The following is a 21,039-nucleotide window of genomic DNA, read 5'->3' as shown; positions in this document are numbered from 1 at the left end:
GGCAGTCCCGCCCGCGAAACGAGCCCCGGCATCAGGCCTTATCCCCACGCACGGGGCATCGGACCCTTGACGGCGGCGCCCCGAGAGCATGTCATGGACGCAGGCTACAGCCGCTCCTCGATCGGCAGGCCGACGACGAGCGAGATCCCACGATGAAAGGACACCGCATGTCCCTGCTCGACTCTTCCCTCTGGGAGGGCAAGATCTACCTCAACGGCTGGCGCGCCGGCGGCGGCGGGACCGGCGACGCCGTCGAACCGGCCACCGGCGAAACCCTCGGGCACTACGGCGTGGCCTCCGTGGACGACGTCCTCGAGGCGGCCACCACCGCGGCGGCCGCCCATAAGGAATGGGCCCTGCGCAATCCCGAAGACCGTGCCGCCGTGCTGCGCCGGGCCGGGCTGCTCTGGGAGGAGCACGCCGCTGAAATCCAGGACTGGATCGTCCGCGAGTCCGGCGGCATCCCGCCAAAGGCGGCCCTCGAGACGCATATCGCCGCCAACGAATGCTTCGACGCCTCCGCCCTGCCCTCGTTGCCGGCCGGGGACGTACTGACCTCGAACGAGAACCGGTGGTCCTTCGCGCGCCGGCGGCCGGCCGGCGTCGTTTCCGTCATCGCGCCGTTCAACTTCCCCCTGATCCTCTCCATCCGCGCCGTCGCGCCGGCCCTTGCGCTGGGCAACGGCGTGCTCCTCAAACCCGATCCCCGCACGGCGGTCTGCGGCGGCGTGACGCTGATGCGCGTCTTCGAGGAGGCCGGGCTGCCGCCCGGCGTCCTGTCCCTGCTGCCCGGCGGCGCGGAGATCGGCACGGCCGTCGTCGAGGCACCCGAGGTCAGCGTCATCGCCTTCACAGGTTCGACGGCGGCGGGCCGGAAAGTGGGCGAGGCGGCCGGCCGCCTGCTCAAGCGGGCCCATCTGGAACTGGGAGGCAACAACGCGATCATCGTGCTGCCCGGCGTCGATCTTCCAAAGGCCGTCTCCGCGGCAGCCTTTGGATCCTTCATGCACCAGGGGCAGATCTGCATGGCCGCCGGCCGGCACATCGTCCACGAGGACATCTATGAGGACTACGTCAGCGCCCTCGCGGCGAAGGCGGGACACCTTCCCGTGGGCGACCCCAAGAGCGGCACCGTGGCGCTGGGTCCCGTCATTGACGACAAGCAGCTCCACCGGGTGGACACGATCGTCCAGGATGCGGTGCAAGGCGGCGCCCGGCTGGCAGCCGGGGGCACCCACGATGGGCGGTTCTACCGGCCGACCGTGCTCGCCGACCTTGATCCCGCCAGCCCGGCGTGGAAAGACGAGATCTTCGGCCCTGTGGCGCCGGTGATGAAGTTCTCCACCATCGAGGAGGCAGTTGCGCTGGCAAATAACAACGAATACGGGCTCTCCATCGGCATCCTCGGCGATGTCGGCATGGCCATGACGATCGCCGACCAGCTCGACTCTGGCAAGGTCCACATCAACGAACAGACAGTCTCCGACGAGGCGAACTCACCCTTCGGCGGCGTCAAGAGCTCCGGCAACGGCTCACGGATCGGCGGGCACCACGCCAACATGGAATCCTTCACGGAAATCCAGTGGCTGACCGTCAGGCCGGACATCGCGCCGTACCCGTTCTAGCCGACTGCAAATGCTCCGGTGAGGCGCCGGATGGATGGCGCAGGGACAGCACCCAGGTAGTTGCCCAAAGAAACAAGTGGGCTTCCTGTCCCCACGCAGTGATTTTCCGGGGACATCAAGGAGAATCACTTGTGCAGGCGCCTAACAAGTGCAGTACCCCCTACTCGGGTGCGGTCGCGGGTGTCACAAATATGTTTTGAAGGTCACGGCGAAGCTGCTCAGAGCCGCCGCCATTCAAGGGGGATTCAAAACATATGCCTATTTTCCGGGGCCCATCACCGCTCATTCCCGGTTCCGGTTCCGGTTCCGGTTCCGTGGCAACCGTGCCCCGGAATCCCGCCACGGCCACCGCCCCGGCCATTGTCGATCACCCGAACATCACCGTCATCGGCACCGGTTACCTCGGTGCCACCCACGCCGTCTGCATGGCACTGCTCGGCTACGACGTCGTCGGCCTGGACGTCGACCGGACCAAGATCGACCAGCTCGCAGCCGGCATCTTGCCTATTTACGAGCCGGGCCTGGAAGAGAGGATGCAGGAAACCCTGGCCTCCGGCAAGCTCCGGTTCACCACGGATGTGGCTCTGGCAGCCGCACATGGGGACGTCCACTTCATCTGCGTCGGAACCCCGCAGTCGAAGGGCTCAGATGCCGCGGACCTGAGCTACGTGGACGCTGCCGTCACCTCCCTGGCCCGGGAGCTGGCCCGCAAGTGCCTCATAGTCGGGAAGTCGACGGTGCCGATGGGGACCGCGGAGCGGCTGACCAGGCTCGTTCACGCCGCAGCACCGGCCAGGAACACCGTGGAACTGGCCTGGAACCCCGAATTCCTGCGCGAGGGCTTCGCCATCAAGGACACCCTCGAACCCGACCGGCTGGTCTTCGGCGCGGAGTCGGACTGGGCGCGCGCCCAGCTGGCCGCCTGCTATACCTCCATCATCGAGGCAGGAACCCCGGTGGTATCCACCGACCTCGCCACAGCGGAGCTGGTCAAGGTCGCCGCAAACTCCTTCCTGGCCACCAAGATCTCTTACATCAACGCGATGGCGGAAGTCTGCGAGGCAACCGGCGCGGATGTCAGCCACCTGGCCGAAGCCCTTTCCTACGACAGCCGGATCGGCGGGAGATTCCTGAAGCCGGGCCTGGGGTTCGGCGGCGGATGCCTGCCAAAGGACATCCGGGCGTTCGCCCACCGGGCAGAAACGCTGGGCGTGGGGCAGGCTGTCTCGTTCCTGCGCCACGTCGACGCCATCAACCAACGGAGGCGCCAGCGCACGGTCGACCTTGTCTGCGAACTTGTCGGCGGGCAACTGCAGGGAGCACGGGTGGCAGCTCTTGGCGCCGCCTTCAAGCCGAACTCGGACGACGTCCGGGACGCGCCGGCCCTCGATGTGGCACGTATGCTCCACGAAGCCGGGGCTGTCGTGACTGTCTATGATCCGGCGGCCATGGCGAACGCCCGCCGCGGCTACCCGGACCTCAACTACGCCACGTCACTGGATGGCGCCGTCACGGGAGCCGAAGTGGTGGTCCTGCTCACCGAGTGGGACGAGTTCCGGAACGCGGATCCCGTCCGTCTCGGTGAACTCGTGAAAACCAGGTTCATCGTGGACGGGCGGCATGCCCTCGATGCCGACCGTTATCAGGCTGCCGGCTGGGACTACCGCGCACTGGGCATCCCGGTGCGCGCAGGCTCCGTCCCGGCCATAGAGTTCGAGGCCGCCGGGCAAAGGGTTGAACTTGGCGTAGGTTAGCCCGGCCACCGTCCGTGCCCAGCCCCTGTCCGCGCCCAGCCCCCCGGCCTCAAGACGGGGCCCGGCAGGCTGACATGAAGAAGGGCCCAATGGCGGGCCATTGGACCCTTCTTCATGTCAGCTTCCCAGCGCCGTGCGGCGCACAGCGCTGGGACAGTAGGAACGCGTCCGCTACCCTGCCTGCTTGGCAACGTCCTGCGCCCAGAGGAAGAACTTGTTCGTCCCCAGGTCCTTGACTGTTGTGATGCCGAACGCGGCCTTCAGATGCTCGCCGTCGGCCTCGGTGACACCCTTGAGGGCGTCGACCGGGGAGTCGGCCAGCTCGGCCGCCGACTTGCCGTGGTGTGCCTTGTCGAAATGGTCTTCAATTCCCGCCATTGAATATGCTCCTTCGCAATGCAGCCGAGGGCCTGCGGCCACGGCTGCGGCCGGCAGTGCTATATGCACTGGACCACATTCAACGCCCCACGACCCGATCCGTCCAGAGTCTTCGGGCCGCGACCTTGATCACCGCCGGTCGACGAGCGGGCTGCGGCCCGGACGGTTACATGTGGACGTGCAGGCGACGGGCCGCTTCGGAGATTGAACCGCTCAGGGAGGGGTACACCGTGAAGGTGCTGGCGACGTCGTCGACGTGCAGTTTCTGCGTCACCGCGAGGGAGATCGCGAAGATCAGCTCGGACGCGTTGGGGCCCACCACGACGCCGCCGATCACGGTGCCGGAGCCTTTGCGGGCGAAGATCTTGATGAAACCGTCCTTGTGGTTGCGCATCTTGGCGCGCGCGTTGCTCTTGAGCGAAAGCTTGATGACATCGGCCTGGTACTTGCCGGAATTGATCTCGGCCTCGGACACCCCGACGTTGGCGATCTCCGGCGACGTGAAGATGTTGGACGCGACCTGGTGCAGCTTGAGCGGCATGACGCTGTCGCCGAGGAAGTGGGCAATCGCAATCCGCCCCTGCATGGCCGCCACGGAGGCCAGGGCGAGGACGCCGGTGCAGTCGCCCGCCGCGTAGATGTTGGACGCCGTCGTGCGGGAGACGCCGTCGACCTTGATGTGGCCGCTCTCGGTCAGCGCGACCCCGGCCTCTTCCAGCCCGATCCCTGCGGTGTTGGGGATGGACCCGACGCAGACCAGGCAGTGGCTGCCGGTGACTTTGGACCCGTCGCCGAGCGTTACCACGACGCCGTCCCCGGTGCGTTCGACCGTCTCGGCACGGGAGCGGGACAGTACTGTCAGCCCGCGGCGTTCGAAGACACCTTCAAGGACCTCCGCGGCGTTGGTGTCCGAGCCCGGGAGGACGCGGTCACGGCTGGAAATGAGCGTCACTTTGGAGCCGAGGCCGTTGTAGGCGGAGGCAAATTCGGCGCCGGTGACGCCGGATCCCACGACGATCAGCTCCTCGGGGAGCTCGTCCATGGTGTAGATCTGCGCCCAGTTCAGGATGCGGTCGCCGTCCGGCCGCGCGGTGGGCAACTCCCGCGGGTGCGCGCCGACAGCCAGCAGGATCGCGTCGGCTTCAATCGTCTCGGTGCCGTCAACGGTCAGGACCTCGATCGTGTGGTTGTCCAGCATCTTGCCGGAGCCGATCACGATGCGCACGTTCTGGTTTTCGAGGCCCTTGCGGATGTCCTCGGACTGCTGCCGGGCCAGGCCGAGCAGGCGGTCGTTGATGTGTTTGAGGTCCGCGCGCATCGTCGGCGAGCAGTCGCCGCCGTCGACGTCGAACTTGACGCCCAGCTCGCCGGCCTCGCCGACGCGGGTCATCAAATCCGCCGTCGCAATCAGGGTCTTGGAGGGTACGACGTCGGTCAGCACCGCTGATCCGCCGAGCCCCGCGCGCTCGATGATGGTGACCTGGGCCCCCAGTGAGGCGGCGACCATGGCGGCTTCGTAGCCGCCGGGCCCTCCGCCGAGAATTGCGATGCGGGGTGAGCTGAAATCGGGATGCGTAGTCACAATCATCCATTGTCCCCTATCCGCCACGGCACTACCAATAAACCCGGGCCGGCCGACAAACCCGCGCTATCGCGTGCTGGGCAGCGGGCGCACAGCACGATAGCTTGTACCGGTGAGTACAACAGAATTCCTGAACACGGACCCCTTCGACGCCGCCCGCGCCGCCGCCGACTACATCGCCGAAGAGACGGGCGTCGATGCCCACGACGTCGCCCTCGTGCTCGGCTCGGGCTGGGGAGACGCCGCGGAGCAGATCGGCGAGACCACCGCCACGCTGTCCGCCGCAGAGGTACCGGGTTTCTCCTCCCCCTCAGTGGTGGGCCACGTAGGCACCATCCGGTCCGTGCTGACCAAGGAGGGCAAGCGGGCACTGGTCCTGGGCGCGCGTACCCACTACTACGAGGGCAAGGGAGTCCGCGCCGTGGTCCACGGAGTCCGCACTGCGGCCGCCGCCGGCTGCAAGACCCTCGTCCTGACCAACGGGTGTGGCGGCCTGAACGAGGACTGGACGCCCGGCACGCCGGTGCTCATCAGCGACCACATCAACCTCACCGCCACCTCACCTCTTGAGGGCGCCACCTTCGTGGACCTGACGGACCTCTACTCCTCCCGGATCCGCGGCCTGGCCCGGGAGGTGGACCCGTCGCTGGACGAAGGGGTGTACGCGCAGTTCACGGGACCGCATTACGAGACGCCCGCCGAGGTGCAGTATGCCAAGCGGATCGGCGCCTCCCTCGTGGGCATGTCCACGGCACTGGAGGCCATCGCGGGACGCCATGCGGGCATGGAGGTGTTCGGCATCTCGCTGGTGACCAACCTCGCAGCGGGCATCAGCCCCGCACCGCTCAGCCACGAGGAAGTCCTCGAAGCCGGGCAGGCCGCGGGACCGCGGATCTCCAAGCTGCTCGCAGAGATCATCGCCAAGCTCTAAACGGAGTGCCGGTGGTTCCTGCGCGGGCGCCCGGCGGCCGGATCATTGCAGGGCCAGATACTTGAGGGACTTCCTCTTGTCCGCCGGGAACCGCCGTTCCATCGACTCCGCAATCCCGGCGATACTCTGGCGCGCCAGGGCCTGCCGCCAGGCGAGTTCCGCCTGCCGCATCGTCTGCGAAATGAGGCACGTCCGGGCGAAATTCTCCTGGTGGTCCGGTTCGGGAACGTTGCCCAGGATCCCCTCGCAGCGGAAGGCCGGCTCCGCGCCCTCCAGCGCCAGGACAATGTCCAGGACGGTGATGTTCTCCGGGCGGCGGGCCAGGTGGAAGCCGCCCCGCGGCCCCGAGACCGAGGCCAGGACGCCGGCCCGGACCAGGGCCTGGAGCTGCTTGTTCAGGTACGCGGCGGGAAGCTTGTAGTACTCCGCCAGCCTGGCGCTGTTGACCGCCTCGCCCGGCGGCGTCCACGCCATGGTGACGCAACTGTGCACGGCCCATTCCACGCCACGGCCCATCTTCATATTCCAGACGCTACGTGTCCGGAAAATTAGGTGTCAAGGATAACCGGCCCGCGGACTCTCGCTTGTCGGGGGAGGCATCGCCGGCGATTGGCGATAGTTTGGTTCTTATGATGTCACCTGATGCCGAACTCACCAGCCTGCTGGGCGATGCCCGTGCATGGGCCGCCCAGGACCCGGACCCCGCCACCCGCGCTGCCCTGAGCGAACTGATCCGGCTCGCCGAGGACGGCGCCCCCGCTGCACGCCAGGAACTGGCCGACAGCTTCAGCGGCACCCTGCAGTTCGGCACCGCAGGGCTGCGGGCAGCCCTCGGGGCCGGCCCGAACCGGATGAACCGCGTGGTAGTGCGCCGCGCCGCGGCCGGCTTCGCCGCGTTCCTCACGGCCGCCGTCGCGCAGGCCTCCCCCGGCACCCGGCCGCGCGCCGTCGTCGGCTACGACGCACGGCACAACTCCGATATTTTCGCCGCGGAAACGGCCGCGATCCTCACGGCGGCCGGCATAGAGACGTTCCTGATGCCTGCCGCCCTTCCGACGCCGCTGCTTGCCTACGCGGTGCGGGCGCTGGATTGCGACGGCGGCGTCATGGTGACGGCCAGCCACAACCCGCCGCAGGACAACGGCTACAAGGTGTATCTGGGCCGCCACGCCGTCGAGGAGAGCGGACGCGGTGCACAGATCGTTGCGCCCTACGACGCCCTGATCGCCGCCAAGATCGACGCCGTCGAAAGCCTGGAATCCATTGCCCTGGCTGCGGAAGGATGGACGGTGCTGGACGCGTCGGTCACCGCCGGCTACGAGGCTGCCGTTGCCGCTCTGGCTCTGCCGGCGCGCTTCCCGGCACGGGAGCTCAAGATCGTTCTGACACCGATGCACGGCGTGGGCGGCGAAACCGCGGTAGCGGTGCTGCATGCCGCCGGATTCGCCGACGTCACCCTCGTGACGGAACAGGCGGAACCGGATCCGGACTTCCCCACCGTGAACTTCCCCAACCCCGAAGAGCCCGGCGCCCTGGACCTGGCGCTGGAAACGGCCGCCCGCGTAGGCGCGGACATCGTGATCGCAAACGATCCCGACGCCGACCGCGCCGCCGTGGCCGCGAAGGACCCGGACACCGGCACCTGGCGCATGCTGCGCGGCGACGAGGTCGGGGTCCTGCTGGGCGCGCACGTCGTGGCGCGGCTGGACGCCGGGGACGAGACGCCGTCAGGTGTCTTTGCCAATTCGATCGTGTCCTCACGCCTGCTGTCGCGGATAGCGTCCGCGGCGGGCTTCGCCCACGAGGAAACGCTCACCGGCTTCAAATGGATCGCCCGCGTGCCCGGACTGCTGTACGGCTACGAGGAGGCGCTGGGGTACTGCGTCGCGCCCTCGCTGGTCCGGGACAAGGACGGGATTTCCGCGGCGGTCCTGATCGCCGAACTCGCGGCCGCGGCGAAGGCCGACGGCAAGACCATTTTCGAAACCCTTGATGAGCTGTACCTTGTGCACGGGCTGCACGCGAGTGACCAGCTCAGCATCCGGGTGGCGGATCTTGGCCTGCTGGACGCCATGATGAACCGGCTGCGGGTCAGCCCCCCGGGCTCCTTCGGCGGCTCGGCCGTCGAGACGGTCACGGACCTCGCCGAAGGAAGCGAGCACCTGCCGCCCACGGAGGGCCTGCTGTACCTGACAAAGGACCGCAGCCGCGTGATCATCCGCCCCAGCGGGACGGAGCCGAAGCTCAAGTGCTACCTGGAGGTCATCCGCGGCGTTGAATCAGCCGCAGGCCTGTCCGAGGCCCGGCGCGAGGCCCGCGCGGCACTCGACGGCGTCCTTGCGGACGTCCGCGAGGCGCTGGGACTCTAGCTAGAGTTCGACCTCAATGTACCCGCCCACAATCCGGGTACCGAAGGTCTGGAGCCGAAGTGCCGGGGTGCCCAGGCACTCCCCAGTGACGAGGTCGTAGACCTCCTTGTGCAACGGCGAGGCAAGCGTCTGGCGTGCCCCGCGGGACCCGATGATGCCGCGCGCCATGACGTGCGCCCCCGTGGCGGGGTCCTCGTGGGCGACGGCGTAGACCTCACCGGACACCGTGCGGAACATGGCCACCTGGCGGCCGGCGATCAGCGCGGCTTCGCCCCAGGCCGGCTCCAGGTCCCCCACGGCGCACACGCGGTGCCAGCCCGTCCCAAAGCCGGGGTGTTTAACGAAGCTTCGTGCTGCGCTCTCAAGTACGGCAGTCATTTCGGCCCCTTTCTGATACATCTCTGTCGGGCTCAGCTGCTGCTGCGGCCACATACCCAAGCTAGGTCCCGGGTGTTTCATCGGCGTGCAGTCAATGTGTCCGGCGGGTAAAAGAGACCTCACACGGCCCGAAACGCGTTCGTGATGCAGAAGTTAAGATCACGAAACATAAGGGAAACTGAAGCGAAACTGCGCTTGCCTAGTCTGGAGGGACACTTCGATTGAGAAGGCCGCAGAGCACCGACTGCGGCCCATGCGAAAGGCCCACCGTGACCGGACAGACTTCAAGCCCCCAGAACCAGGGCGCAGCGCGAACCACCACACCGCGCCGCGTCGTGGTCGCCGGAGGCGGCCCTGCCGCCCACCGTTTCGCCGACGCCATGCACGCCCGCGGCCTCGACGGCTGGCACGTCACAGTCCTCACCGAGGAGGCCCACCTTCCCTATGACCGCGTTGCGCTGAGCAAAGCCCTCACCGACGCCGACGCCGACCTCACCCTGGGCAGCGCCTCGATGTGGGACCACGCGGCGCTGGCCCTGCAGACCGGCGAGCGCGTGACCGGCATCGACACCGCAGGCAGGACCGTGACCACCGCCGCCGGCACCCTGTACCCGTATGACGACCTCGTCGTCGCCACCGGCTCGGATGCCGCCCGCCTGCCGATCCCGGGATCCGAACTCACCCACGTCTACCGCACGCTCGAGGATGTCCGGGCCATCAACAAGGCGATCGCGGAGCTGACGGAGACGCTGGGCCGCAAGGTCAACGCGGTCACCATCGGCGGCGGCCTGCTGGGCCTCGAGTCCGCGGCCGGCACCGAACAGCTCGGCGCCACCCCGATCGTCATCAACGGCTCCCCCTGGCTCATGAACACCCAGCTGGACGAGGGCGCCGGGCAGGCGCTCGGGCGCCTCATCGAGGCCAAGGGCTTCACCGTCCACGGCGGCGTGTTCCCCTCCGAGGTCCTCTCGGACGACGACGGCCAGGTCACCGGCGTCCTCATTGCCGACGGCCGCATCATCGACGCCGACATCGTGATCGTCGCCATCGGCGTCCGGCCCCGCGACGAGCTGTTCCGGGCCGCCGAGGGTGAGCAGCAGCAGTTCCAGCTCGGCCAGCGCGGCGGCGTCGTCATCTCCGACGACTGCTCCACCGAGGTTCCCGGCATCTGGGCGATCGGCGAGGTCGCCAACTTCGGCGGCATGTGCCTGGGCCTCGTGGCCCCGGCCAACACCATGGCGGAGATCGTGGCGGACCGGCTGCACGGCGGCGTTGCGACCTTCCCCGGCTTCGACACGGCCACCAAACTCAAGCTTTCCGGCGTGGACGTCGCCAGCTTCGGTGATGCCTTCGCCAGGACCGAGCACGCGCTTGAAATCGTCTACGCGGACCCGGCCCGCGGCGTCTACCAGAAAATCGTCACCACGGACGACGCCAAGACCCTCCTTGGCGGCATCTTCGTCGGCGACGCCACCCCCTACACTTCCCTGCGCCCGATGCTCGGCCGCGAACTGGCCGCTGAACCCGGCGCGTACCTCACGGCGGCCGGCGGCGACGCCCCGGAGACCGAGCTCCCCGACGACGCCATCCTGTGCTCCTGCAACAACGTGTCGGCCGGGACCATCCGGGACACCGTCAACGGCTGCGGGGCGTGCGACGGGAACGCCCCCGTCCAGGAACTCGGCGAGCTCAAGGGCTGCACCCGCGCCGGAACCAGCTGCGGCTCCTGCGTGCCGATGCTCAAGAAGCTGCTGGAAACCGAACTGACCAAGTCCGGCGTCGAGGTCTCCAAGGCGCTGTGCGAGCACATTGAACTCTCCCGGCAGGAACTCTTCGAGACCATCCGTGTCCTGGAACTGACCTCCTTCGAGGAGATCATGGCCACGTACGGCACCGGAGACGGCTGCGACATCTGCAAGCCCACCATCGCCAACATCCTTGCCAGCCAGAACAGCGCCTACGTCCTCGACGCCGGCCGCGGCACCCTGCAGGACACCAACGACCGTGCCCTGGCCAACATGCAGAAAGACGGCACCTACTCGGTGGTCCCGCGCATCGCCGGCGGCGAGATTACCCCGAAGAAGCTCGGCGTGATCGCGGCGGTCGCCGAACAGTACGGCCTCTACACCAAGATCACCGGCGGCCAGCGGATCGACATGTTCGGTGCCCGGCTGGAACAGCTCCCGGAAATCTGGAAGGTGCTCGTGGACGCCGGGTTCGAATCCGGCCAGGCCTACGGCAAGAGCCTGCGCACCGTGAAGTCCTGCGTCGGCTCCACGTGGTGCCGCTTCGGGGTCCAGGACTCGGTGGCCATGGCCATCGCGCTGGAACTGCGCTACCGCGGCCTGCGCAGCCCGCACAAGCTGAAGATGGGCGTCTCCGGCTGCGCCCGCGAATGCGCCGAGGCCCGGGGCAAGGACGTCGGGGTCATCGCCACCGCCGACGGCTGGAACCTCTACGTCGGCGGCAACGGCGGGGCCACCCCGGCGCACGCCCAGCTGCTGGCCAAGGACCTCGACGACGAAACCCTGATCAAGTACATCGACCGCTACTTCATGTACTACATCCGCACCGCCGACCGGCTGCAGCGTACCGCGCGGTGGCAGGAAGAGCTCGACGGCGGCATCAAGCACGTCGAGGACGTGGTGGTGCACGACACGCTGGGCATCGCCGGGGACCTCGAGGCCGCCATGGCCAGGCACGTGGACACCTACGTCGACGAATGGGCCGACACCCTGAAGGATCCCGAACGCCTCCGCCGCTTCCGGTCCTTCGTCAATGCCCCCGACCAGAGGGACGATTCCATCACGTTCGTCCCCGATGAGCGCGGCCAGATGCGCCCCGCGACGGCCGAGGAAAAGGCGCTGGCCGATCAGCAACCAGTCCTGATCGCCTCCACCATCCCCGTCCGGCCGTCCAGCGCAAGCGCCGCTGATGCAGCCACCGCTGCCGCTACCGAAAGCAAGGTCTGACCATGCAGCTCAGCATCGATCTCAGCGGCCGGGAAGTCCTCATCACCGGCTCGGACGCCGCCGCCCGCCAGGCCGTCCGCCGCTACCACGCCGCCGGTGCGGTCGTGTCCCGGCTCAGCAGCCCGCACGGGGCCGCACATGACGGCGCGTTGCCGGAACGGCCGTACCTCGTGGCCGCCGTCGACGACGGCCAGCCCGGCTGGGACGCCCTGCTGGACCGCTGCCGGGCGACGGGCATCCCCGTCGCCGCGGAGCCTGCCGCGGGCCCCGCCGGCCACGTCACCCTCGTTGGCGGCGGCCCGGGCACCACCGAGCTGCTGACCGTCGCCGCCGTGGCGGCGCTGCGGGACGCCGACGTCGTCTTTTATGACCGGCTGGCCCCGTACCAGGAGCTCGCGTCGCTGGCATCGGCCGAGCTGGTGGATGTGGGCAAACGGCCGGGCCACCACCCGGTCAGCCAGTCCGGCATCGAGGAACTCATGGTGCAGGCCGCCCTCGCGGGCAGGAACGTCGTCCGGCTCAAGGGCGGGGACCCGTACGTCTTCGGCCGCGGTGGCGAGGAAGTGGCTGCCTGTGTGAAGGCCGGCGTTCAGGTCCGCGTCATTTCCGGCGTTACGAGCGCCATCTCGGTCCCGGCCGCTGCGGGGATCCCGGTGACGCACCGCGAGGTCAGCCACATGTTCACGGTGGTCTCCGGGCACGCCCCGCTGACCGACAAGGAACACATGCACCTGGCTGGCCTGGGCGGGACCATCGTCGTCCTCATGGGGATCGGCACCCTGCACCAGCTGGCTTCCGGGCTGCGACGGGCCGGCATGCGCGCGGACATGCCGATGGCCGTCGTCGAGCGCGGCTACCGGCCCGGCCAGCGCACCACCATCGCCGAACTCGGCACCATCACCACCGCGGCCGCCGGCTGCACGAACCCCGCGGTGCTGGTGATCGGGGACGTGGTCCGGGTGGCCGAGGCCAACCGCGGCTGCGCCGACGCGGCTGCCGAGCTCGACAGGCTCGCCGCATCCCTGATGGAGGCGTGAAAGCGATCATGAGCGCACTGAACGCCATCGCCGCGGCCTCCCCGCAGGCCGCCGACGTTCCCGGGCCGGGGCCGGCCGGCGAGGCCGTAGGGAAAGACCTGCCGCTGGACGGCTTCCGGATCGGGGTCACGTCGCACCGGCGGTCCCAGGACCTGATCGAGGCCCTGGAGCGGCGCGGAGCCGAGGTACTGCACGCTCCGGCGCTGAAGATCGCCCCGGTACAGGAGGACCTGCGCCTGATCGAGGACACCCGCGCCATCATCGAAGCCCGCCCCGAGCTGTGCATCGCCACCACCGCGTACGGCATGCGCCGCTGGTGCGAGGCGGCAGACACCTTCGGCATTGGCGAGCAGCTGCTGGACACCCTCTCGGGCTGCCGGATGTTCGTCCGCGGGCCCAAGGCCCGCGGAGCGGTCCGCGCGGCCGGACTGGCCGACGTTGGGATCAGCAGCGACGAAACCACGGCCACCCTGGTGGACATGCTCCTCGCCGAGGGCGTGCGGGGGAAAACGGTGGCGGTCCAGCTGCACGGCTACACCGATGTCCGCCAGCTCGAACGCCTCCGGATGTCCGGCGCCACGGTCCTGACCGTCACGCCGTACCGCTGGGTCAAGCCCGACGGCGCGGACCGCCTGCCGCGGCTGATCGAGGCTGCCTGCAGCGGGAACCTGGATGTGCTGACCTTCACCAGTGCCCCGGCCGTGGACGCGATGTGGAGCACCGCGCACGAGATGGGCGTCTACAAGCAGCTCGTGGAGAGCCTGAAGACCACGGTCGCCACCGCCGTCGTCGGACCTGTCACCGCCCAGCCGCTGATCGACGCCGGCCTGCAGCCGCTGGTCCCGGAGCGCTACCGCATGGGCGCCCTGATCCGGCTGGTCTGCGAGCATCTGGGCCTGAACCATGTCCGCCGCCTCGAGACCGTGTCCGGGAGTGTGGAGCTCCGCGGCCGCTCGCTCAGGATCGACGGGCAGGCCGTGGAAATGGCGCCTGCGCCCCTGCTCCTGCTCCGGGCCCTGCTGGGCGCCGGGGGGGCCGTGCTGTCCCGCGAGGCACTCTCCGAGCTCCTGGAGCTGCGCGGCTCCGTCCACGCCCTGGACATGACGGTCAGCCGGCTGCGGTCCTCCCTGCCGGACGGGCGCCTGGTCGAAACCGTGGTGAAGCGCGGCTACCGGGTCCGCGTCTGACAGCAACGCGGGGCCCCTGGCGCCCATCCCACGCTCATCCATGGGCGCCAAATGACCCCGCGTTGCTTTGTTACCGGCACGTAAACATTGGCGAACGGGCAGCGGAAAAACCGCAACACCCGGGAAACACCCCCGAAAAACCGGACGCCTACGCTGGGGTCCATCAAGCAGAACCGGCCACACCATCGGCCACCAGCGAAAGGGCCACCATGTCCGCCACGAGCGTTACTCCCGATTCCCAGACCCGGCCACGGATCGTCATCGCAGGAGCCGGCCCCGCCGCCCAGGCCCTCGTCCGCCAGCTCGCCCGGACACCGTTCGCCGGCGCGGTTACCGTTCTCAGCAACCGGGACGATGCCCCCGCCGAACTCCTGGAACTCGCCGCCCTCCCCCAGGTGTCCGTCCGCTTCGGCCAGCCGGCCAGCTACGTCGATCCCGACAGCCGCTGTGTGGTCACTGCGGACGGCCTGGAATTCAACTACGACCAGCTCGTCATCGCCACCGGGTCCTCGCCCGCTGCCCCGCCCCTGGAAGGGGCCCGGCGGTGCCTGAGCTACTCCACGATCGACGACGTCGCCCGCCTGGGCGAGGCCGTCAAGGACATCACCCGGGTCCTGGGCCGGCGTCCGCTGGGCATTCTCGTGGGCACCGGGACGGCCGCGGGCCAGGCCGAAGCGGTGCTGCGCGCCCGCGGTGTGCGCCCCGTCCGCACCACTCAGCGGCCTTCCGCCGCCCTTCCGACCCTCGCCGGCTCGGCGCTGCCGGCCGCCGGCATCGTGTTTGAGGACGGCTCCAGCATGAACGGCGACCTCGTGGTCCTCGCCGAGGACCGGGTTGCCCGCGACGCCCTTGCCGTCAGCGCGGGCCTGAAGACCGCACCGCAGGGCGGGATCGTGATCGGCCAGGACTTCCGCACGTCCGTCCCGGGAATCTGGGCTATCGGAGACGCTGCAGTGTTCGACGGCGTCCGGCTGGGACTGCTCGTGGCCGCCGGTCCCGCGGCGTCCGCCTGCGCGTCCCAGCTGCTGCAGGGCGGCCCGGCGGACGCCCTCGCGCAGGCCGCTTAGCGGTCCGGCCCGGCCCTCCGGAAGGGGACCCGTTATGGCAAGATGGACATCTGACCAGCCACGAAGAACGCGGTGTCCGCAGGCCCACAAGGCCTCCCAGAGGAACTTCACAGTCCAGGGCCCGCCATGAAAGGGACCACCATGAGCAACGAAGCCGCTGCAGCCGCCGGAAGCGCCGCCCCTGCAACCTCGGGCACCGCGAACCCGATTGCCTCCTACATTGACCACACCCTGCTTAAGCCGGAAGCGGGCGAGGCCGAGATCCTCAAAGTCTGCGCCGAGGCCGCCGAGTACCGCTTCAAGTCGGTCTGCGTGAACCCGATCTGGGTCAAGACCGTCAAGAAAGCCCTCAAGGGCTCGGGCGTGCTGACGTGTTCCGTGGTGGGCTTCCCGCTCGGCGCCACCCCGAGTGACGTCAAAGCCTTCGAGGCCCGCGGGGCCGTCCTGGACGGCGCGGAAGAGGTCGACATGGTGATCAACATCGCCGCGGCCCGCGCCAACGACAAGGGCGCCCTGGTGGATGACATCGCCGCCGTCGCCGAGCCCGTCCACGACGGCGGGGCGATCCTGAAGGTCATCATCGAAACGGCGCTGCTGACCGACGCCCAGAAGGTGCTGGCCTGCGAGGCCGCGGTGGAAGCAGGGGCGGACTTCGTGAAGACCTCCACGGGCTTCAACGGCGGCGGCGCCACGGCCGAGGACGTCGCGCTGATGCGCCGCACGGTGGGCCCGGACCTGGGTGTCAAGGCCTCCGGCGGCGTGCGGTCCCTCGCCGACGCGCAGGCTATGATTGCTGCAGGTGCAACACGTATTGGCGCCAGCTCCGGCATCGCGATCGTCAAGGGTGAACAGGGTTCGTCCGCGTACTGATTCGCGCCGGCAGCCGCCACAGTTTTGAGCCCCCAGGGGCCGAGGAGGAACGAATGTCCAAGATCAACAGCAACACCCGGCAGAGCGAGAACAGCCTCGCGTCCAGCATCATCCTCTTCGCTCTGATGATGGTGCTGTTCCTCGGCGCGCTGTACTCGCTGTCCTACCTGTCGCTGGACAACCCGTGGCCGATGGCCGTCTGCCTGCTCCTCTTCGCCGGCTCGTTCTGGATCCCGCAGACCATCCTGGGCCGCTCGGATTCGGCGGGCGAAAACTAGGCTTTCCCTTCCTTAACTGGCTGAAGCTCCGGATATTCCGGAGCTTCAGCCAGTTAAGGACCCGTCGCCAATCCTCCGTCGCGGACCCAGTTCACCGCCGGCTCAGCCCGGGAACAGGGCCCTCAGCCCGGGAGCAGCGAGAACAGGCCGTTGACCAGCGTTGTCCCCATCGCCGCGGCGGCCGGGAAATGGACCTTGGCCATGGCCAGGACCGCGCCGAACATCCCGACCATGGCGTAGGCGCTGACCGGGATCAGGACGAACCATTCCCGCCGGGAGCCAGCACGGCCCAGCAGCGGGATGGAGAACGCCCCGTTGGGCCGCCAGATGTCCTTCACGAGCGGCAGCTTGCGCAGGACCTTTGGCGGCTTGATCACGAGCGGCCACAGCAGCGGCACTCCCCCGGTCGTGATCATGTCCCCGACAATGTGCACCAGCACGCCTGTGAGCATCGACACCGGAAGCCAGGTCCACTGGTGCGGAGCAAACCACGTCACCAGGCCTGCCATGAGCAGGGCGAAGATCCAGTTGCTGATCCAGCCGTACTTCGGAAAAAGTTTGAGGGCTTTCGCCGCGATGTTAATCATGAACATGCACAGCAGCCCGGCCCCCACGGACAGCAGCCCCCAGCCCGTCTGCAGCTGGAGTTGCCCGGCCATGGCCGCGAGCAGCACGAAGACCGCCGCGCCCAGCACCGAGTGGGTGCCCTGGCGGTGGCCGCCGCTGGCGTTCTCGATCCCGACGGCGATCACGTTGGACAGCGGCGGCAGCGAGTGCGCAATGGTACTGGAGCGGTGGTCCCAGTCGCACACCAGGGCTGTCCCCGCCGTCGCCATTCCGCCGATCACGATCCCGGTGGCGTCCAGCGGGTACCAGCCCAGGGCATACGGTCCGGTCGAGGCAATGGCTACCCACGCCGCGGCTCCTGACGCGGCGTGGTGTCCGCCCATCATTGCCTAGCTCCTCGCCTGTTCAACGGCAAGAGGGGCGTCGGAGAAAATGTTGCGGATGACGCCGTTGGCCCACTCCAGGATCTCGGCGTCCTGCAGGTCCCGGCCGCCGATCCTCGCCGTCTTGGGCTTGGGAACGAGCACGGCGTCCAGCGCCGGTTTGGCCTGCGCGCCGGGGTACATCCGGGTCAGCCGCATGAGCTTGGACTCCGGCAGCTGCGCCGGGGAGAACTTGATGAAGTTCCCCTGGAGCGCGACGTCGGAGAGCCCCGCCTCGCGTGCCCCCACCCGGAAGCGGGCGACGTCGATCAGGTTCTTCGCGGGCAGCGGCAGCTCCCCGTAGCGGTCCACCAGCTCGGCGACAACCTCATCGATGGCCTCGTAAGTGATGGCGGAGGCCAGCTTTCGGTACGCCTCGAGGCGCAACCGCTCGCCGGGGACATAGTCGTGCGGCAGGTGCGCGTTGACGGGGAGCTCGATCTTCATTTCCGCGGCCTTTTCCTCGGCCTCGCCGCGGTATTCCGCGACGGCTTCGCCCACGAGCCGGATGTACAGATCAAAGCCGACGCCCTGGATATGCCCGGACTGCTCGCCGCCGAGCAGGTTGCCGGCGCCGCGGATCTCGAGGTCCTTCATGGCCAGCTGCATGCCGGCGCCGAGTTCGTTGTGCGTGGCAACGGCCTTGAGGCGTTCGAGCGCCACTTCGCCGAGCGGTTTTTCCGAGGGATACAGGAAGTACGCGTAGGCGCGTTCGCGGCCGCGGCCCACGCGGCCGCGCAGCTGGTGCAGCTGGGAGAGTCCGTACTTCTCCGCCCCGTCCACGATCAGCGTGTTGGCGTTGGAAATGTCCAGGCCCGTCTCGATGATCGTGGTGCAGACGAGGACGTCGAAGCGCTTCTCCCAGAAGTCCACGATGATCTGCTCGAGCCGGCTCTCGGACATCTTGCCGTGCGCTACCTCCACGCGGGCCTCCGGCACGAGTTCCCGGATCTTCGCCGCGGTCCGGTCGATCGTGGAGACCCGGTTGTGCACGAAGAACACCTGCCCTTCGCGCATGAGTTCGCGGCGGATGGCGGCCGAGGTCTGCTTGTCCGTGTAGGGCCCCACATAGGTCAGCACGGGGTGCCGTTCCTCCGGCGGGGTGGCCAGGGTCGAGGTCTCACGGATGCCGGTCAGGGACATCTCCAGGGTCCGCGGAATCGGCGTGGCGCTCATGGCCAGGACGTCGACATTGGTGCGCATCTTCTTCAGCGCTTCCTTGTGTTCGACGCCGAAGCGCTGCTCCTCATCCACGATCACGAGGCCCAGGTCCTTGAACGCGAAGTCCTTGGACAGCAGCCGGTGCGTGCCGATCACAACATCCACGGCGCCGGATTTGACCCCTTCGGCCGTCTCCTTGGCTTCCTTGGCGCCCTGGAAACGGGACAGCGGCTTGACCCGCAGCGGGAACCCGGAGAACCGCTCGGTGAACGTCTCGTAGTGCTGCTGGGCGAGCAGGGTGGTGGGCACGAGCACGGCGACCTGCTTGCCGTCCTGGACCGCCTTGAAGGCGGCCCGGACCGCGATCTCGGTCTTGCCGTAGCCCACGTCCCCGGAGATGAGGCGGTCCATGGGGATCTCCCGCTCCATGTCGGCCTTGACCTCGTTGATGGTGGTCAGCTGGTCCGGGGTTTCGACATACGGGAAAGCTTCCTCCAGCTCACGCTGCCACGGCGTGTCCGGGCCGAAGGCATAGCCGCGGGAGGCCATCCGGGCCGAGTACAGCCGGATCAGTTCGCCGGCGATCTCCTTGACCGCCTTGCGCGCCTTGGACTTCGTGCTGGCCCAGTCCGCGCCGCCCATCTTGCTCAGGGCCGGGGTGTCGCCGCCGACGTAGCGGGTCACCTGGTCCAGCTGGTCCGTGGGCACGAAGAGCCGGTCGCCGGGCGCGCCGCGCTTGGACGGCGCGTACTCCAGGACGAGGTACTCGCGGACACCAACTGAGTCTTTTGAGCCGCCGACTGCAATCCTTCGCTGGATCAGCTCCACGAACCGGCCGATGCCGTGCTGTTCGTGCACGACGGAGTCGCCGGCCACCAGCTGGAGCGGATCCACGGCGTTCCGCCGCTTGGAGGGCATCCGGCGCATGTCCTTCGTGGAGCCGGCCGAGGTGCGGCCCAGCAGGTCAGCCTCGGTCAACAGGGCAAGCTTGAGCGGGTCCAGGACAAATCCGCGGCCGGCGGCGGCGGTGGTGACCTCGATCAGGCCGGGCTGGGGTTCGGCGTCGAGGGAGTCCACCCGGGCGCACGGGATGTCGTTGTCATGGAACAGTTCCGCGAGCCGCTGTGCCGGGCCCGGGCCCCCGGTGACGACGACAATCCGCCACTGGTCCCGCACGCGGGAGCCGATGAAGTCCATCATTTCGGCCACGTCACCCTGGTAGCCGCGGGGCTCGCGGGCGTGCAGGTTCAGGACATCGACATCCGGCATGAGTTCTTCATCTGTCGCCAGGGACGTGATCGACCACCACGACACGCCGTGGGCGAGGGCGGCCGTACGGGTTTCGGTCAGGGACCGGAAGCTGGCCGAATGCAGCGCCGCCGACGCCTGCGAGCTCAGATCAAGCGGTGCCCTGCCGCCGTCTGAGGCTGTGGACCATGCCGCTTCCAGGAATTCCTCGTTCGTGGCGGCGAGGTCGTGGGCACGGGCGCGTACCTTTTCCGGCTCGATCACCACGGAGAGGGAACCGGAGGGGAGCTGGTCCAGGAAAGGCACCATGGCATCCACCAGCACGGGGGCCAGCGATTCCATGCCCTCCACGGCAATGCCGCCGGCGATCTTTTCCAGCATGTCCGCCGCGGCCGGCAGTTGCGCCTTCAGCGTCGCGGCCCGGGACATGACGGAGGGCGTGATCAGGATTTCGCGGCACGGCGGAGCATGGAGTTCTGTGGGGTGGTGCACGCCGGGCGCCGACAGTGAGCGTTGGTCGGCTACAGCGAACCAGCGCATCTGTTCGACCTCGTCGCCAAAGAACTCAACCCGGACCGGGTGGTCCTCGGTGGGCGGGAAGACGTCCAGCATTCCGCCCCGCACAGCGAATTCGCCGCGGCGCGTCACCATGTCCACGCGGGCGTAGGCTGCATCGGCGAGGCTTTTCACGACGTTGCTGAAGGAGATTTCCTGGCCGACTTTCAACGTGACGGGCACCAGTTCGCCGAGGCCGGCCACGATCGGCTGGACGACGGCACGGACCGGCGCCACCACGACGCGCAGGGCACCGGCGGCGGAGGCTTCGGGATGGGCAAGGCGCCTGAGTACGGAGAGGCGACGGCCGACAGTGTCTGAGCGCGGGGAGAGCCGTTCGTGCGGGAGGGTCTCCCAGCTGGGGAATTCGGCGATCGTGTCGGCCGGCAGGAAGGCGCGCAGGGCCTCGGTCAGGTCCTCGGCCTCGCGGCCGGTGGCGGTGACGGCCAGGACAACCGCTCCGGGGGATGAGGCGAGGCCGTCGGCCATTTCCGCGAGCAGGGTTGCCCGCATGCCGGCGGGGGCGCTGATCTGGTAGTCCTCGCTGCGGGCTTCGAAGCCGCGGGAGGCCTCGGCCCGGACGCGGGAGTAGTTCCGGTCCTCGGCCAGGGCACGGCGCAGACCGGTAAGTGAGGGGCCGTTGGGGCTCATAACTGTT

16 protein-coding genes are annotated in these 21,039 nt (G+C 68.5%); 10 read left to right on the top strand and 6 right to left on the bottom strand.

Annotated elements, in window-relative coordinates; translation table 11 throughout:
* The first annotated feature begins 167 nt into the window (after nt 1–167).
* Nucleotides 168–1,625: a benzaldehyde dehydrogenase gene (locus tag AC1DES_RS06950; RefSeq protein ID WP_476894951.1), complete on the top strand. Its 1,458-nt coding sequence runs from the start codon at nt 168–170 to the stop codon at nt 1,623–1,625.
* A gap of 323 nt (nt 1,626–1,948) precedes the next feature.
* A complete protein-coding gene (locus tag AC1DES_RS06945) occupies nt 1,949–3,379 on the top strand; it encodes a UDP-glucose dehydrogenase family protein (RefSeq protein ID WP_476894950.1) in 1,431 nt (476 codons plus the stop codon).
* 171 nt (nt 3,380–3,550) lie between these two features.
* On the opposite strand, the gene AC1DES_RS06940 is transcribed toward AC1DES_RS06945, so the two are convergent.
* Nucleotides 3,551–3,757 (bottom strand): hypothetical protein, encoded by a 207-nt coding sequence (locus AC1DES_RS06940; protein ID WP_476894949.1) that lies wholly within the window; start codon nt 3,755–3,757, stop codon nt 3,551–3,553.
* Between the two features lie 166 nt (nt 3,758–3,923).
* Nucleotides 3,924–5,339: an NAD(P)H-quinone dehydrogenase gene (locus AC1DES_RS06935; RefSeq protein WP_476894948.1), complete on the bottom strand. Its 1,416-nt coding sequence runs from the start codon at nt 5,337–5,339 to the stop codon at nt 3,924–3,926.
* A 112-nt stretch (nt 5,340–5,451) separates the two neighbouring features.
* Here AC1DES_RS06935 and AC1DES_RS06930 point away from each other — a divergent pair, with 112 nt between their 5' ends.
* On the top strand, nt 5,452–6,270 hold the full coding sequence (locus AC1DES_RS06930; protein ID WP_476894947.1) for a purine-nucleoside phosphorylase: 819 nt from the start codon (nt 5,452–5,454) through the stop codon (nt 6,268–6,270).
* Between the two features lie 42 nt (nt 6,271–6,312).
* Here AC1DES_RS06930 and AC1DES_RS06925 read toward each other — a convergent pair whose 3' ends face one another.
* Entirely contained in the window at nt 6,313–6,792 is a 480-nt protein-coding gene (locus AC1DES_RS06925; RefSeq protein WP_476894946.1) for an RrF2 family transcriptional regulator, read from the bottom strand.
* A 107-nt stretch (nt 6,793–6,899) separates the two neighbouring features.
* Here AC1DES_RS06925 and AC1DES_RS06920 point away from each other — a divergent pair, with 107 nt between their 5' ends.
* Nucleotides 6,900–8,639 carry a phospho-sugar mutase gene (locus AC1DES_RS06920; RefSeq protein ID WP_476894945.1) on the top strand — a complete coding sequence of 580 codons (1,740 nt, stop codon included), beginning with the start codon at nt 6,900–6,902 and terminating at the stop codon, nt 8,637–8,639.
* Here AC1DES_RS06920 and nirD read toward each other — a convergent pair whose 3' ends face one another.
* The gene (gene nirD / locus AC1DES_RS06915; protein WP_476894944.1) at nt 8,640–9,017 is read right to left on the bottom strand and encodes a nitrite reductase small subunit NirD; all 378 of its coding nucleotides are present in this window, start codon (nt 9,015–9,017) and stop codon (nt 8,640–8,642) included.
* 269 nt (nt 9,018–9,286) lie between these two features.
* On the opposite strand from nirD, the gene nirB reads away from it, so the two are divergent.
* The 6 genes from nirB to AC1DES_RS06885 all read left to right on the top strand — a co-directional run bounded on the left by nirB (nt 9,287) and on the right by AC1DES_RS06885 (nt 16,428).
* Nucleotides 9,287–11,989: a nitrite reductase large subunit NirB gene (gene nirB / locus AC1DES_RS06910; protein ID WP_476894943.1), complete on the top strand. Its 2,703-nt coding sequence runs from the start codon at nt 9,287–9,289 to the stop codon at nt 11,987–11,989.
* A 2-nt stretch (nt 11,990–11,991) separates the two neighbouring features.
* Nucleotides 11,992–13,026 (top strand): uroporphyrinogen-III C-methyltransferase, encoded by a 1,035-nt coding sequence (gene cobA, locus AC1DES_RS06905; RefSeq protein WP_476894942.1) that lies wholly within the window; start codon nt 11,992–11,994, stop codon nt 13,024–13,026.
* Nucleotides 13,027–13,043: 17 nt separating this feature from the next.
* Nucleotides 13,044–14,213, top strand: coding sequence for a uroporphyrinogen-III synthase (locus AC1DES_RS06900; protein WP_476895003.1), 1,170 nt, complete (start codon nt 13,044–13,046; stop codon nt 14,211–14,213).
* 209 nt (nt 14,214–14,422) lie between these two features.
* Nucleotides 14,423–15,280 carry an FAD-dependent oxidoreductase gene (locus AC1DES_RS06895; RefSeq protein WP_476894941.1) on the top strand — a complete coding sequence of 286 codons (858 nt, stop codon included), beginning with the start codon at nt 14,423–14,425 and terminating at the stop codon, nt 15,278–15,280.
* 141 nt (nt 15,281–15,421) lie between these two features.
* Nucleotides 15,422–16,150 carry a deoxyribose-phosphate aldolase gene (gene deoC, locus AC1DES_RS06890; protein WP_476894940.1) on the top strand — a complete coding sequence of 243 codons (729 nt, stop codon included), beginning with the start codon at nt 15,422–15,424 and terminating at the stop codon, nt 16,148–16,150.
* A 53-nt stretch (nt 16,151–16,203) separates the two neighbouring features.
* Nucleotides 16,204–16,428 (top strand): hypothetical protein, encoded by a 225-nt coding sequence (locus AC1DES_RS06885; protein WP_476894939.1) that lies wholly within the window; start codon nt 16,204–16,206, stop codon nt 16,426–16,428.
* Nucleotides 16,429–16,550: 122 nt separating this feature from the next.
* Here the strand turns inward: AC1DES_RS06885 and AC1DES_RS06880 are convergent, their stop codons facing one another.
* Both AC1DES_RS06880 and mfd read right to left on the bottom strand, forming a co-directional pair.
* The gene (locus tag AC1DES_RS06880; RefSeq protein ID WP_476894938.1) at nt 16,551–17,381 is read right to left on the bottom strand and encodes a metal-dependent hydrolase; all 831 of its coding nucleotides are present in this window, start codon (nt 17,379–17,381) and stop codon (nt 16,551–16,553) included.
* A 3-nt stretch (nt 17,382–17,384) separates the two neighbouring features.
* Entirely contained in the window at nt 17,385–21,032 is a 3,648-nt protein-coding gene (gene mfd / locus AC1DES_RS06875; protein ID WP_476894937.1) for a transcription-repair coupling factor, read from the bottom strand.
* Between the last annotated feature and the right edge of the window lie 7 nt (nt 21,033–21,039).

The organism is Arthrobacter sp. 05T442 (assembly GCF_056395945.1).
Note: the sequence above shows the minus strand (reverse complement) of the source record. Positions and strands in the feature narration are given on the sequence as shown.